The sequence below is a fragment of the Vibrio sp. R15-SG3-ISO1A genome (assembly GCF_059833955.1).
Genome location: NZ_JCBDGH010000031.1, coordinates 21,684 through 36,044, shown reverse-complemented (window position 1 = coordinate 36,044; position 14,361 = coordinate 21,684). Strand labels below are relative to the sequence as shown.

Annotated in this window: 14 protein-coding genes and 2 riboswitches; of the genes, 9 read left to right on the top strand and 5 right to left on the bottom strand. The window is 48.9% G+C overall.

The annotated features are described in order from the left end of the window. Positions 1 to 185 precede the first annotated feature (185 nt). Complete coding sequence (locus AC6R0L_RS04805; RefSeq protein ID WP_500628428.1) at positions 186 to 1,454, top strand: GGDEF domain-containing protein; 1,269 nt, start codon at positions 186 to 188, stop codon at positions 1,452 to 1,454. Positions 1,455 to 1,597: 143 nt separating this feature from the next. Then, positions 1,598 to 2,518: a dienelactone hydrolase family protein gene (locus tag AC6R0L_RS04800; RefSeq protein ID WP_500628427.1), complete on the top strand. Its 921-nt coding sequence runs from the start codon at positions 1,598 to 1,600 to the stop codon at positions 2,516 to 2,518. A gap of 66 nt (positions 2,519 to 2,584) precedes the next feature. On the opposite strand, the gene AC6R0L_RS04795 is transcribed toward AC6R0L_RS04800, so the two are convergent. After that, a complete protein-coding gene (locus AC6R0L_RS04795) occupies positions 2,585 to 4,066 on the bottom strand; it encodes a carboxypeptidase M32 (RefSeq protein ID WP_500628426.1) in 1,482 nt (493 codons plus the stop codon). Positions 4,067 to 4,271: 205 nt separating this feature from the next. Here AC6R0L_RS04795 and AC6R0L_RS04790 point away from each other — a divergent pair, with 205 nt between their 5' ends. Beyond that, on the top strand, positions 4,272 to 4,913 hold the full coding sequence (locus AC6R0L_RS04790) for a LysE family translocator (RefSeq protein WP_500628425.1): 642 nt from the start codon (positions 4,272 to 4,274) through the stop codon (positions 4,911 to 4,913). 98 nt (positions 4,914 to 5,011) lie between these two features. Here the strand turns inward: AC6R0L_RS04790 and AC6R0L_RS04785 are convergent, their stop codons facing one another. Together AC6R0L_RS04785 and AC6R0L_RS04780 are read right to left on the bottom strand one after the other, a co-directional pair. Continuing rightward, positions 5,012 to 6,382: an alanine/glycine:cation symporter family protein gene (locus tag AC6R0L_RS04785; RefSeq protein WP_500628424.1), complete on the bottom strand. Its 1,371-nt coding sequence runs from the start codon at positions 6,380 to 6,382 to the stop codon at positions 5,012 to 5,014. 109 nt (positions 6,383 to 6,491) lie between these two features. Then, positions 6,492 to 6,585: riboswitch (glycine riboswitch) on the bottom strand. 2 nt (positions 6,586 to 6,587) lie between these two features. After that, positions 6,588 to 6,701, bottom strand: a riboswitch (glycine riboswitch). A 217-nt stretch (positions 6,702 to 6,918) separates the two neighbouring features. Continuing rightward, complete coding sequence (locus AC6R0L_RS04780) at positions 6,919 to 7,257, bottom strand: YggL 50S ribosome-binding family protein (protein WP_500628423.1); 339 nt, start codon at positions 7,255 to 7,257, stop codon at positions 6,919 to 6,921. Between the two features lie 217 nt (positions 7,258 to 7,474). On the opposite strand from AC6R0L_RS04780, the gene AC6R0L_RS04775 reads away from it, so the two are divergent. The 4 genes from AC6R0L_RS04775 (at position 7,475) to AC6R0L_RS04760 (ending at position 10,726) form a co-directional block, all read left to right on the top strand. Next, positions 7,475 to 7,633, top strand: coding sequence for a hypothetical protein (locus tag AC6R0L_RS04775; protein WP_487902409.1), 159 nt, complete (start codon positions 7,475 to 7,477; stop codon positions 7,631 to 7,633). Positions 7,634 to 7,650: 17 nt separating this feature from the next. Next, positions 7,651 to 8,382 carry a chromosome partitioning protein ParA gene (locus tag AC6R0L_RS04770; RefSeq protein WP_500628422.1) on the top strand — a complete coding sequence of 244 codons (732 nt, stop codon included), beginning with the start codon at positions 7,651 to 7,653 and terminating at the stop codon, positions 8,380 to 8,382. A gap of 149 nt (positions 8,383 to 8,531) precedes the next feature. Then, entirely contained in the window at positions 8,532 to 10,301 is a 1,770-nt protein-coding gene (locus AC6R0L_RS04765) for a putative bifunctional diguanylate cyclase/phosphodiesterase (protein WP_500628421.1), read from the top strand. An 8-nt stretch (positions 10,302 to 10,309) separates the two neighbouring features. Next, the gene (locus AC6R0L_RS04760; protein WP_500628420.1) at positions 10,310 to 10,726 is read left to right on the top strand and encodes a ribosome recycling factor family protein; all 417 of its coding nucleotides are present in this window, start codon (positions 10,310 to 10,312) and stop codon (positions 10,724 to 10,726) included. An 11-nt stretch (positions 10,727 to 10,737) separates the two neighbouring features. Here the strand turns inward: AC6R0L_RS04760 and paeA are convergent, their stop codons facing one another. Beyond that, positions 10,738 to 12,042 carry a polyamine export protein PaeA gene (gene paeA / locus AC6R0L_RS04755; RefSeq protein WP_500628419.1) on the bottom strand — a complete coding sequence of 435 codons (1,305 nt, stop codon included), beginning with the start codon at positions 12,040 to 12,042 and terminating at the stop codon, positions 10,738 to 10,740. 162 nt (positions 12,043 to 12,204) lie between these two features. Between paeA and AC6R0L_RS04750 the strand changes: the two genes are divergently transcribed. Continuing rightward, positions 12,205 to 12,600, top strand: coding sequence for a DUF2391 family protein (locus AC6R0L_RS04750; RefSeq protein ID WP_334550553.1), 396 nt, complete (start codon positions 12,205 to 12,207; stop codon positions 12,598 to 12,600). Between the two features lie 3 nt (positions 12,601 to 12,603). Then, on the top strand, positions 12,604 to 12,849 hold the full coding sequence (locus tag AC6R0L_RS04745) for a Rho-binding antiterminator (RefSeq protein ID WP_500628418.1): 246 nt from the start codon (positions 12,604 to 12,606) through the stop codon (positions 12,847 to 12,849). Between the two features lie 59 nt (positions 12,850 to 12,908). Here AC6R0L_RS04745 and AC6R0L_RS04740 read toward each other — a convergent pair whose 3' ends face one another. Then, a complete protein-coding gene (locus tag AC6R0L_RS04740; RefSeq protein ID WP_500628417.1) occupies positions 12,909 to 14,018 on the bottom strand; it encodes a M20/M25/M40 family metallo-hydrolase in 1,110 nt (369 codons plus the stop codon). Between the last annotated feature and the right edge of the window lie 343 nt (positions 14,019 to 14,361).

Genomic DNA, 14,361 nt, shown 5'->3' with positions numbered 1-14,361 from the left:
GGCGATTGCAGTGGTGGGCGTTGTAAAGCATAAATGTGAAACCTGTCGCAAATGTGACGTCACGTTGAAATATTCCAAAAAGTGATTGAAAAGATGAATATTTCTTGAGTGTAGAGGTAGCGATTGCTAGGTTGGGACTTAGCGTTTTCATACAGGGATACCCTGGGTCTTAAAAGGAAGGCATCGTGCTACTTACCTCATTGCCTATGCTTATCGCATCAAGCATCAGTTTAGTTCTGAGCTTCTTTTTTGTGATGCTGTATAACCGGCTTCAATCTCGTTACGAGGAAAATGTTCATTACTATCGAATATTTTCCTTAACGGCTTTAGCTAGCGGACTGTTCCTTGGTGCGTTTGCCATTCTGCTGAACGTTAGCGACAATCTGGTTTTGCTGAATATTTTTAACCGAGTCGCCATCGTGACTTCAATGTTTACGATTGTGCTCGGTCTGCATTTTTACATCGCTTTCTTTGACTATAAGGCTCCGACGCCATTGAAGCTTGCCTACGCGATATGTGGTCTGTTTTCATTGATGGCGGTGGTTCCGAGTCCATACTTTCTGGACAATCAATTTTACGTGACATCCAGTTACTACACCGGACTTGTGTTTGGGCCTCTGTTTGAGCTTTGGGGCGCGTGGATATTACTGCTAGCGATGTATTGTATGATCGTTCTATTTCGCGTTTACCTAAGGCAAAGGGCTAAGCGACAAGAAGACGATTTGCGTACGTTAAGAATGTTGTTGGCCGCCAGTGCGATTTGGATGTGCACTGGCGTCAGTGACACGTTGACCGCGATAGAAGTGCTCGATATGCCACCCTTGACTTGGATAGGCTCGTTCCTGCTGACTTGCTGCATTACATGGATATTGGTCCTCCATATCGACGAGCTATACAGTGAGCGCCAAGAGCTCAGCACCCGTCTGATGTTTGACCATCTAACACAAGCGTATTCGCGTAGTTATTTTGAAATTCGTTTGGCCGATGAAGTTTCACGCAGTCGAAAGGCGAGCGAACATCGTTTTTATCTCTGTATCTTTGATATCGATGATTTCAAGGCGATCAATGATCATTATGGGCATACGAGCGGTGATGGGCTACTTAAGGACATCGCCCGTATTACTCGAGATACGATCAGACCGACAGACTGTTTTGCTCGTTTTGGAGGTGATGAGTTCGTGATACTGCTGGCGGGTCTATCAAATGACGAAGAAGCCGTGGCCATTGTCGAGAGAATTCGCCAACGCATTGCTCAGGCGGAGTTTGGGCAAGAAGGGGGGCGCTTTCACGCTTCCTGCTCGTTTGGGATTGTCAGTAGCGTGGGTCCGCAGTTGCATTCAGAGGATTTGCTCAATGACTTGCTCACCTATGCTGATGAAGCCTTATACCAGTCTAAGTTCCAAGGTAAAAACGTGACGAGCTTGGCTGCGATACCAGTCGCGTCTACTGTGTAAATTAATGTAAATAACACTCGTTTTTGTCCAATAGCGACTATCTTACTTCTTGAACGATCGTTTCAAATGACGAACGTTATCAAATAACTATTGCTTCAAGTAACTATCGCTTCAAGTAATAACAGTCAATGAGGAAGATAAGGATGTCAAACATCATCGGTGAAAAGGTCACAGCGCCTGTGGCGCCTAAAGCAATTCCGCAAGAAGCATTTGATTGGTACGACGAATACGCACATGGATTGATAGACAGACGAGAATTCATGAGACGTCTCTCTGGTCTTGTTGCATTAGGCTTTACGATGTCGGTCTTAACGTCAGCACTGACACCGAACTATGCACTGGCAGAGCAGGTGTCGTTTAACGATCCCGCAATCAAAGCCAGCTACGTCAAGTTTGATTCACCGAATGGTCACGGTGAAGGGCAAGGGTATTTGGTCGTGCCACGAGAGTTGGTAGGCACCGCGCCTGTCGTACTGGTTGTGCATGAAAACCGTGGGCTTAACCCATACATTGAAGACGTCGCGCGAAGATTGGCCGCGAAAGGTTTTATCGCCTTTGCTCCCGATGCACTCTATCCGTTGGGCGGTTATCCAGGAAATGACGATGAAGGCCGCGCGATGCAAAAGAGTTTAGATAGAGAGAAGATTGAAGCGGACTTCCTAGCTGCTGCGAGCTTCTTGAAATCGCATGAGCTAAGTAACGGAAAATTAGGGGCGGTCGGTTTTTGTTTTGGCGGCTACATAGTCAATATGCTGGCTGCGACCATTCCTGAGCAGTTGGATGCAGGGGTGCCTTTTTATGGTACACCTGCAGCGGAATCTTTGATCCCGAAGGTGAAAGGGCCGTTGATGATTCAGTTCGCGGGTCTTGATGAGCGTGTCAACGCAACTTGGCCGGAGTACGAGAAAGCGCTTAAGGCCAATGGGGCGAACTATCAAGCCTACGTTTACGAGGGCGTGAATCACGGATTTCACAATGACTCCACCGGACGTTACGCCGAAAAAGAAGCCGAGCTCGCTTGGCAGCGAACATTGGAATTCTTTGATCAACACCTTAAAGCGTAAAGATCACACATAAACGCCGTCACAGGGTAAACCCTGTGACGGCGTTTCATTTTGCGTGAGTACTATCTACAGGTATCGACTTCTCAGGTGATTTTGGAAAAACTGAGCGTTCAACACTTCGCCTGTTGCCGATTTAACCAGCTCATCGGTTGTCAGTAAGCTGCCTTTGCTCCAGATGTTATCGCCCAGCCAAGTAAAAATAGGCGTGAGATCACCAGAGTGAATGGCTTCATCCACATTTACGGTTTTCTTCATCGCTGCCATAAACTGCGCCGCGTACATGGCACCTAACGTGTATGATGGGAAGTAGCCGAAGGCGCCATCTGTCCAGTGAATGTCTTGCATGCAGCCATTGTTGAAATTACCGGCGGTAGAAAGGCCGAGATACTGGCGCATTTTTGTGTCCCAGAGCTCTGGAACATCTTGATGGGAAATATCACCATTGATCAAATCACGCTCGATCTCATAGCGTAAAATGACGTGAGCCGGATAGGTGAGCTCGTCGGCATCAACCCGGATAAAGTCTTTTTTGACGCGAGTGTAAAGCTTTTGAAAGTTCGCTTGACTAAAGAGCGACGTATCGTGTCCGGAGAAGTGTTGGGTGGCAAGTCGTGATAGATGGGCAATAAACGCATCACTGCGGCCCACTTGCATCTCGAAAAACAGTGATTGAGACTCATGAATCCCCATTGAGCGAGCTTCACCGGACGGCAATCCTGCTAGCGCTTTGGGTAAACCTTGCTCATAACGGGCGTGGCCTGTTTCGTGAACGATGCCCATGAGCGATTGTACAAATTCGTTTTCATCGTAGCGGGTGGTAATTCGCACATCTTGCGGTACACCACCACAAAAAGGGTGGACGCTCTCATCCAATCGGCCATGGTCGAAATCGAATTGCAGTAGTTTCATCACATCCAGCCCGAGCGCTTTTTGTTGCTCGGTAGGGAAATGGCCAGTTGGGGTGAGGTAGTGCTCAGAGGACTGCTTTTCGATCACCTCATCGATCAAGGCAGGTAGCCAGCTTTTTACATCGGCAAACAGCGTATCGAGTGACGCTGACGTGGTGCCCGGCTCGTAAATGTCGAGCATCGCATCATAGGGTGTCGATCCGTTGGCATCGGCACGAATTTGCGCCTCTTCTTTGGAAAGTTTAACGACTTCTGCCCAGTTTTTCTCAAACCCGATCCAGTCGTTTTGGCCACGCTGGGTACGCCAAGCGTGTTCACATTTCGAGCCCGCTAGGGATTTGGCCTGCACCAGTGCTTCAGGCAGCAAATTGGCTTGTTGCCACTGGCGTTTAAGCTCTCGCAGTGTGGCGCTCTCTTCAACGCTGAGCGTTTCTGTTTCTGCTTCGGCAAACCAATCCGCGAGCTGTGGCTGGGTATGCAATTGATGAATATGCACGGATAGCTCGGCCATTGCCTCTGAGCGAGCTTGATTCCCTCCGCTCGGCATCACTGCCGCTTGGTCCCATCCACAGATGGCCGCTAAGTGATTAAAACGAGAAATTTTTTGGGAATGCTGTTTGAGTTTGTCGAATGCGCTCATGACCACACCTTAGGTGACTGGGAAAACCAAAATCTTAACAACCTCCTCAGCATTGACCAAGAGGTTTGCGTTCAATAATTGCAGCAAGAAGCATAATCATTGCTTATTTTGGCGGCCTTGCTATAAGATGGCGATCTTTCCTGAGATGACCTGGTTATATCTCGCGCTGACTGGAGCCTCTGCTCCCCAATAATAAGGACCTGCAATGATCAACAATATGGAAGCGTTTTTGGTCGCCATCACCATTTTGACGCTAACCCCAGGGCTCGATACTGCGCTTGTGATTCGTAACTCGTCGCGTGGCGGCTTTTCCGATGGTGTATTAACTAGTTTGGGGATTTGCTCGGGCTTGTTTGTCCATGCCACCTTTTCTGCTATTGGTATCTCGGCGGTCTTGGCGCAATCGGCTGAGCTATTTAGTGCGGTGAAAATGGTCGGCGCGGCCTATTTGATTTGGCTAGGTGTGATGTCTATTAAGGGGCTCTTCAATGGACAATTGGATGCGGGGATCGCGGTGCAAACGGTGGCGCACACCAAAGCGACGGCGTGGCGCTCACTGCGAGAAGGCTTCTTGTCGAACGTGCTGAACCCTAAAACGGCGGTGTTTTATCTGGCGTTTTTACCGCAGTTCATCAATCCAGAGGGGTCTGCGTTTGTGCAGTCATGTGTGATGGCTGCGATCCATTTTGTGATTGCGATGGTGTGGCAGTGTGGATTGGCGGGCGTGCTGACTCGGGCTAAATCTCTACTTCGCAGTGCGCGTTTTAATCGCTGGATGGAAGGGACCACCGGCGCGGTTCTTATTGCGCTTGGTGTTAAACTGATGATTGAAAAACCGCAGATTTAAAGAGAATTTAATCTATACACAATGTATTAGAAATCACAGTGGATTAGAAATGAAAAAGCCCGCGCTTGCTAGAGCGCGGGCTTTTTGATCACGTCACCTTACACGGTGGCTTTGGCACTGCTACCCACCGACAGCGCAGCAAAGTACTGTTTAGTCTCTTCGACCACAATGTGGCGCAGCGCAATCAAGCCGATAAGGTTAGGAATGGCCATTAGTCCGTTGACGATGTCGGCGATGATCCAAATCATATCGAGGTGAAGGAACGCACCAGAAGCGACCAGAGCGACAAAGATGACTTTGTAAGGCAGCACAGCCTTAGTACCTAGTAAGAACACAACGCAACGTTCGCCGTAGTAGTTCCAGCCTAAAATAGTCGTAAAGGCGAAGAAAATCAGGCCAATGGAGACGAGCAGTGGACCTAGCGTGTCGGCGTTAAGTCCGACGGCAAAGGCGTGAGTGGTCATGGCCGCGCCAGCAAAATCACTTTGCCATGCGCCAGTCAGGATCAAGGCAAGGCCCGTCATGGTACAGATGATGATGGTGTCAAAGAAGGTGCCGGTCATCGAGATCAGACCTTGCTTGACGCAAGAGTCGGTCTTCGCTGCTGCGGCGGCCATCGGTGCGCTACCTAGGCCAGATTCATTCGAGAACACGCCGCGGGCAATCCCAGATTGAATCGCCAGCATAATGCTTGCCCCTAGGAATCCGCCTGTCGCTGCGGTTGACGTAAAGGCAGAGACGACCACTAATTCAACGGCAGAAAAAAGCTGAGCAGAATTCATGATGATGACACTCAAACACGCCATCACATAGAACAGAGCCATCATAGGCACCACTTTTCCTGCGACTTTCGCAATCGACTGAATGCCACCTAGCGTTACAAAAGCGACCAATAGCGTCAGTATGACCGCAGAGACCTCACGGGATACGCCAAACGAGATTTCAGAAGCATCCAAAATGGCGTTGACCTGCGGGAAGGTGCCGATACCAAAACAAGCCACACCGAGAGCGAAAATGGCAAACAGCACGGCTAAGGTTTTAGAACCGACACCATATTGCAAGTAGTACATCGGTCCGCCGACCATCTGGCCTTTAGCATCCACTTTGCGGTATTTCACCGCGAGTAGACACTCAGCGTACTTAGTGGCCATGCCAAATAGGGCCGCCAACCACATCCAAAATAGTGCGCCGGGACCACCCAGTTTGATGGCGGTGGCGACACCAACGATGTTGCCCGTACCTATGGTGGCGGACAGGGCGGTACACAGTGCAGCAAAGCTGGAAATATCCCCTTGCTTGCCGGAGTCTGATTTGCTGAACACCATTTTCAGTGCCGTGGGAAGGTGTCTAAACTGGAGTAAACCTAAACGAAAAGTGAAATAGACACCGGTACCCACCAACAAAATCAGCAGGGGCGGTCCCCAAACGAAATTGTCGATAGTGATCAGTAAAGATTGTAGGTTATTCATGGGTTCCCCTTAAATTGATAATGCTTAAATAAGGAGAAGAGGGAAAAGCCGAGATCGATGATCTCAAAAACGATAGACAGGAAGCTACCGAATAACGGGTCTTTTCACTCCTCTGTCCTTTTGCCTGAGAGTTTCACCTAAACATAGGCTTGCTCCTTCGGCGACCACTTTCTACAACAAGGTAGAGCGGTTCTCTCCAGAGGTTCCTCCAACTACAGTCCTCGCTACCTAAGTAGCACCTGAAATAGTTAATTCTTCGGCGGGTTATCTTAACTAAATGTTAAAATTTAGTTATTAACCACTCTCCTGCAGTCTTCATTGGAACAATCGCTCAATGTGTTGAGCAAAAGATGGTCAATAGTTCTGAGCTATTGACGCGAGAACTGTAACACTTTTTTTTGTGAGATCAAGCGTGTTTTTGCACTTGTGATCGTTTTAAGGGGGGAGGGTACGGAAAACGCCGAAAGTACGGTGAATTGGGGGCAAAAAAAATAGCGCTCAACAGCGCTATTTTTTGAACAATCAAAAATGAAAGCTTAGAAGTAGTTGGCGTCTACCAGCTCGCCGATCTCCACTTTGGTCACTTCTTCGCGTTTTTCTAGCCACGCGCCAACCAAAGCTTGTTGCTCTGCCGTCGCATTGCCGTAGCGGGCCACACTGCATAGGAAACCGTCAAATGTCTCAAGGCCACCACCGCCGAAGCACAAACCAAGGCTGTCGATGTAGTCAATAAAATCATCCACAAACTGGTCGTAGCGGTCGAAATCTTGAATGTTGGTTTCACAACGAATCTCGAAACCCAGTACGGCAAATTCGCCGAGGAACAATTTCTTCTGAATACGACGTTTTTTCTTCTCTAACTGATACGGTTTCATGTTTATCTCCCATTTGGTGTCGCGCTCTTTATACCCCAAAAGTGCAGCTTGCCCAAATGAATCACTCATAAAAGGCATTAAGCGCGGATAATTTGCGCACTCACCTAAGTAAACAGAATAAAACTACCGGGCGCTGACCAAAACGCGCGAAAAAATGGTATAAATGAAAAGGTTATCAAGTTGCCCCCAAGCATGTGGGTACAGCTAAGGAGAGGCTATGACAAGATTGTTGGCGATTGCCTTTTTGGTCGCATTGGCATTTGTGTTGATCCGCTATCGCACGAGCGAAAAACTGCAAAAAGCAGTGGTGGTGACGTTGATCTCAGGGTTTTTAATTTATACCGTGACACTCGTAATCACTGAGTTGATTCGCTAGTGGAGCAGGAGTCATACGTGAATAAACAGACAGACGTAGATAATGATGATGTGGTCGTTATCGAACAACGCGACAAGCGAACCTACCTCTATATTGCGATTGCTGGCGTATTGGGTATCGCACTGGGTGCATTAATTGGCTCGAGCGTGACGGCGTCAAAGTGGCAACAGACATACCACGCGTTGGAATCGCAGTATCAAACGCTTGTGTCAGACAAAAAACAGCTCGTGGTGACGGTGGAAGAAAAAGTCGCCAACGTTGACGTTGAAGTGCAGCAAAAGCTGGAACAAGCGATTGAAGAGCAAAAAGCGCAGTACGAGGCATCAATCGCTCTGCTTGAATCGCAAGTGGCGGAGCTGGAAAAGGTCAACCTGTCCCTAGAGCAACAAGTCGGCGAGCAGAAATCACAGTTAGCGGATGTCGCGGGTGAAAATGCGCAGCTTAATCGCCAAGCCGATATGCAGGCAACGATGTTTGAGCGTTCGCGTGAGCTCTTCCAACAAGAACTAAGAGTCAAACAAGAATTAGCCGCATTGCAAAGAGAGCGCGACGAGTTGGAGCCAAAGTTGGCCTCACTGAAGAAAGCGTGTGACACCTTTTTAGAAGGCACCTCTTGGGAAGCGAAATCGGATGCGTGCGACAAACAAGATGCCGCCAATTCTCGTTTGAGTCAAATCAACCAGATGATTCGTGTCCATCAAATGGATCTTGAAGAGATGAAAGCGATGGCAGAGCAGCTTGGGCTGTAAAGTTATCCCTACATTCATGTAAAGAGGAAGCGGTGAACCCCTTCCTCTTTTTTGTATCTGCTTGTTCGACAAAGGTATTGGATTGACGAAAAAGTGTGGAAATTATGGAACAAAGTCGCTATAAATTTTAAATCACCCACGGATTAGGGATGGCAGTGCAAGAGAATTTATTCAATCGGTCGATCGGAATTGCGATTAAAGTGGCTTATGTTCTCTCTATTGCCCTGATTTCTCGCACCCTGCTACTCGAACACGAGATGGGCAGAGCGGCGTATTTACTCTTTCCCCTCCTAATGATTTATGCTTTGTTCACTCAATCTGAGCAGAGTAAGCGTATCTGCGCGCTGTTAGCGGCGAGCCTGATTTTTATCGGTGGGCTGATTGAACCGTTAGAGATGGATGCCATCGAAGAGAGCTTCATTTTACTTCCACTCTGTTTCATCGTCCTATTTCCCGGGTCGTTTTGGCCTCTGGCTATCGCGGCATTACTGATTGTCAGCTATCTTCACACTCTAGATCCTGATGTCTTTGATGAGTTTATCGAAGACGCCATAGAAGTGGGCGCGATCACCGTCTTCGCTACCCTGATGACGTATTACATCAAGAAAACCCAGCAACAAGCGCTGGCCTTTAAAAAAGACAGCTTCACCGATTACTTGACCAAATTGCCCAATATTAATGCCTTCTATGCGGCGGTATCGGCTATGAACGCGAGTAATGCACACTGTTTTGGGGTATTGCAGATTGGTCTGCACAATTTTAAAAGCGTCAATGACAAATTGGGCTATCGCAATGGTGATGAACTGTTGCAATCTTTCTCTAGCCACATAAGCGGCTTAATAGAAAGCCAAGCTCAAATGTATCGTATTGCGGGCGATGAATTTGTCGTGCTGGTGGAAAATGTCCATGTAGAGCGAAAGCTGCAAACGGTGCTAGACACCATTCTTACCAAACACAGCAAGCTGTTTGTGGTCGGCGACACGACCTATCGGCTGAATTTTTGTGTGGGGGTCGCATTGGCCAAGCACGCGAATGGAGTGGTGAGTCTGTGGGGGAAAAATGCGAATTTGGCACTCTATCGCGCGCTATCCCAAGGGCCCGGGTCCGTCGTTTGGTATGATGACCAACTGCTCGATGAGACGATTCGTCAGCATCAGTTAGAGTCGGAGATGAAGCAGAGCCTGCAATTGGGCCATTTCGTGCTGCATTATCAGCCTAAGGTCTCTATGGTCAGCGATCGCGTGGTAGGGGCCGAGGCGCTGATTCGTTGGTCACACCCCCGACTTGGTATGATTTCGCCGTTCGAATTTATCCCGATTGCAGAGCGAACTGGGTTTATCGTGCCTCTTGGCCGTTGGGTGATTACGCAAAGCATTAAGCAGGTGAAAGCTTGGCATGACTCTGGGCTACCGATCCTTGTGTCGATTAATGTCTCTACCGTTCAGTTTGCCCATGATGACGTTGCCAGTTTTATCATCGACGCGCTCGATAACGCCCAGTTGCCTGGAGAGGCGCTGCAAATTGAAATCACAGAATCGACCTTAATGAGAGAGCCCGAATATGTGGTGGAAGCGTGTGAACGCCTGCGAGAGCGAGGGATGTCGGTGGCCATTGATGACTTCGGGATTGAATACTCGTCGCTCAACTACTTGAAGCGTTTGCCCATTGATGTACTTAAAATCGATAAGTCATTTGTTGATGATTGCACCACTGACATCACCGATCACATGTTGGTGCGAACCATTATTCAGATGGGGCAAAACCTAGGCAAATCGATCGTGGCAGAAGGTGTTGAGACCTCTGAGCAATTATCTCTACTGTTTAATGAAGGGTGTGATGAGTATCAAGGCTACTTTTTCTCAAGACCGCTGGACGCACAGGCCTTTTACGATAAAGTGACCCAATCCAACGCCCACTGATCTTTGTTATGACTCTTCAAGCTGACCTCGTGACACTCGCGCTGCCCTCATTGGTGCAAAAACTGGGAAGAGAGAAGTGTCAAAGCCTCAAACGACTCGCGCAGCAGCACCACTGTGTGTTGAGCCGTGTTAGGCGTTCACGCCACTGGCAGTTGGTGGGGGAAGAGGGGGCGCTCAATGCACTCTGTCATGAATTGCTTAGCCGCGAAGATAGTAACGAAGATTATGCCTACGTCAGGCAAAAAATTGAGATGCTCATCAATGCGCGAGTTGGCGCGCGTGCCCCTGCGCCGTTGCCACTCAACATCCAGCTTGCTCAGCTTATCACCGGCAATCCCAATATCACCTTAACGGAATTGATGGAGAAAACGGACTGCACACTCGCTCAAGCGAGGGCCGCCCGTTTTCAAGAGGAGTCTTGGTAACGGCTGGTGCGTTATTGATCGTCGTCTTTTTGTTTCACTCGAGTGACCAGCAATTGGTCTACTTTATGGTCATCGATGTCGACCACCTCAAATTTGTAGCCAGAGTAGGTCACCGAATCAGTGCGTCGCGGAATTTTCTTTAACATAAACATCATAAATCCGGCGATGGTTTCGTAGTTTTGTGAATGGGGCAGTTCGTCAATTTGCAGTGTGCGCATCACATCGGTGATCGGCGTGACACCATCGACCAGCCAAGAATGCTCGTCACGGGCGACAATTTGCTCTTCCCCTTCGGCCAACACCCAACTGCCCATCACGGCGCTTTGCAAGTCATTGAAAGTCACAACGCCCATGACCAAGGCGTATTCGTTCATCACCACAGAGAAGTCGACGCGATTGGATTTAAAGTATTCCAACGCTTCCGATAGGCTCAAGGTGTCGGGGATGATGGGGCAGGTTTGCACCACGCTGCTACTTTTAAGATCCAACGTTTGCTCATTGATGAGGCGGATCAACAGTTCGGTTGAATTGACAAAGCCTTTGATTGCATCGAGTTGGCCATCACAGACTAAAAATTTGTGATGAGGATTGTCGGCGATCTTGCGCTTAAGCATGGTTTCATCGTCATCAAGTGAGAGAAACGCAATGTCTTCACGCGGCGTCATGGCAGACGTAACGGGGATCGATTGCATCTGAAACACGCTTTCCATCATTTGCTGCTCGTTGGTATCGAGGACGCCTGCTTCGGCTCCTGCATCCATGACGGCGTAGATGTCATCACTGGTGATGTCATCATTGCGTTCGGCAGGGACGCGCAATAGGCGAAAAATCAGCGTCGCCAAACCGTTAAATACTAGTATGATGGGTTTGAGGATCAGAATGCACACCAAGAGTGGTTTCACGAGGGCCAACGCGACGGTTTCCGGCATCGCCATCGCAATGCGCTTAGGCATCAGATCGGCGAACAAGATAAACAGGCTAGTGACCAAGGTAAAAGAGAGCACAAAGCTGGCCTGCGCGATCCACGCAGCGGGCACCCAGTGGCTCAACATAGCGGCGATATACGGGGTAAACGCCGATTCACCGACGATACCGCCCATGATAGCCACGGCATTGAGGCCAATTTGCACTACGGTAAAAAAGTTACCCGGATGGGTTTGTAGCCCGAGGACTAAGGTCGCGCGGTGATCGCCATCGTCAGCGAGTTGGCGCAGACGAATTTTACGCGCCGCAGCCAACGAGATTTCTGACATGGAGAAAAAGCAACTGGTTAAGATCAGCGCCATGATAATGGAGAGATTTTCAAGTAGACTCATGGAGGCTATCCGAATAGAAAAGTTGCGCCATTCTAGCCACAACTGACCACGATATTGGGAAAACTTCCACGAAATCATTTTGTCGTGACGATAACGGCTCTAGCGCTTTATCGTCCTCGCCTTATCAACTAAGCTTGATAGAAAATTCTGCAGGATAAGTGAATGAAATATAGCTTTAATTTCGAAGATGCGAGTCAGATATTTGTCGGCGCCTTTGCGCTTGCTGTGCCGATTTCGTTCTCTGAAGAGGCGTGGCGTTTGGGTGAAACCTTACCGCCGCTCAATTTGTTTCTCCTGTTTTCGCTCTCGGTGGTGTTTTTAACCCTGTTTACCTATCAAAGCGTATTCCAAAGTAACGTTCAGACGCGCAAATGGGAGTTTGTTGCGCGCATCGTCGCGGCGTATTTGATTGCGGCGTGTGTGGTCGCCTTAGTGCTGGTCTGTCTGGATAAGTTGCCCCTGATGGAAGACCCCATCACCTCGTTTAAGCGCGTGGTGGTGATCACCATGCCAGCCTCGATGGGTGCCATCGTGGTCGACAGTTTCGATAAGGAGTGATGCATGATACGTTGCAGTGACTATGACTACATTGAAATTGTCTGCCTCTACCGTTATCCCGTGCGTTTAACATTCAAAGATGGCACCGAGATGGAAGGGATTGCGCTGGATACGCGCCGAGATGAGAGCAGGCGAGAGGCCATGCTGGTCAGCATCCATCAACAAGAGTGTTTGGTGGTGCTCGATGAGATCAAACAGTTGTCAGTGCTGGTGGAAAATCCGCATTTTCGCGACATCACATTGAGATAAAGCCCATCCGTTTCCTTACTTGTAGAAAACAGATGGGCTTGTTTGTGCTGTTAGACCGTTTACTCTTGAGTTACGTAGTGCTGAACAAACTCGGTCACTTTTACCATGTCATCAATGGCGATGTACTCTTCTGTCGTGTGCACTTTCGCCATACCCGTTGAGATGTTCACGGTCGTCAGCCCTTTGGCGTTAAAATTGTTGGCGTCACTGCCACCACCGGTGCCTTTGGTGAATGGCTGTGCGCCAATCGCGTTAAAAGAGGCTTTAACCGATTGAATCAATGGTGACGCTTCGTCGATGACAAAGGCGTTGTAAGCACGCGTCGATTCAATCTCAACCTGTGCGCCGTGGGTGTCAGCGGCGCGCTGGAAAGTCTCAATCATATGCTCAACTTGCGCGTCGAGTTTGTCGCCATTGAGCGAGCGCGCTTCTGCCACTATCGTCAGTTCAGGCATCACAATATTGGTGGCGTTCCCCCCTTCGACAACCCCAATGTTGGCGGTGGTCTCTTCATCAATACGCAGCAGCTTCATTTGCGTGATCGCCTCTGCGGCAACTTGAATGGCGCTGATGCCTTCTTCTGGCGCAAGACCTGCGTGTGCAGGGCGGCCGATAAATTTCGCGACGATTTTCTGTTGACCCGGGGCGGCATTGACAATGGTGCCAATCGGGCCGCCGGTATCAAGTACGATGGCGTGGTTGGACTCGATAAAGCTCATATCAAAATGCTCAGAGCCAAATAGGCCACCTTCTTCATGCACGGTGAAAGCAAGCTCAATGGTTTTGTGCGCTTGATTGTGCTCTTTTAGCACGCGTACCGCTTCCATGATAGCGGCAATGCCCGATTTGTCGTCGCCACCTAGGATGGTCTCTCCTTTAGAGCGAATAATGCCGTCTTCAATCACAGGTTCAATACCGATGCCTGGCGTAACGGTGTCCATGTGACAGCTGAACGCGATGCTACCTGCTAGGCTGCCTTCGAATTTCGCATACAGGTTATGACCGTTAGAGATATGAGCAGGGACGGGCAGTTTGTGTACGGTGAAACCGAGCTCGCCGAGCTGCTCTGCTAGGTGTTCAGAAATCTGTTTTTCATTGCCTGTCTCACTGTCGATTTTAACAAGCTCAATAAAATGCTCGACCAAGCGCGATGGGTTGATGTGACTCATGGTCTACCTCATGGGTTGTGGTGAGGGGGATAGATGCGGTTAGCCTAATGAGAGCGAGCGCCATGACGCTGCGCCAAATCAAATCGAAGGCGGATTTGACTCAATCTTGACTTAAGTGGCGAGGAGTTCGCCACTACTTAAGGAAATTTATCACACAAGAGTGATTGTAAAATAATTGTTACTGTTCTTGGGCGGGTTTGGGATAGTTAAATCATGTGTTTATGGTGACTTCATTGTGGTGTTACATTTATTTTACATTTCGAGGTGATTTTTTGAATGGGTGCCAAATCGAGCCTCGATATTTCATTAATCGTATCAATGGGCGAATTTAAAGGCGATAGAG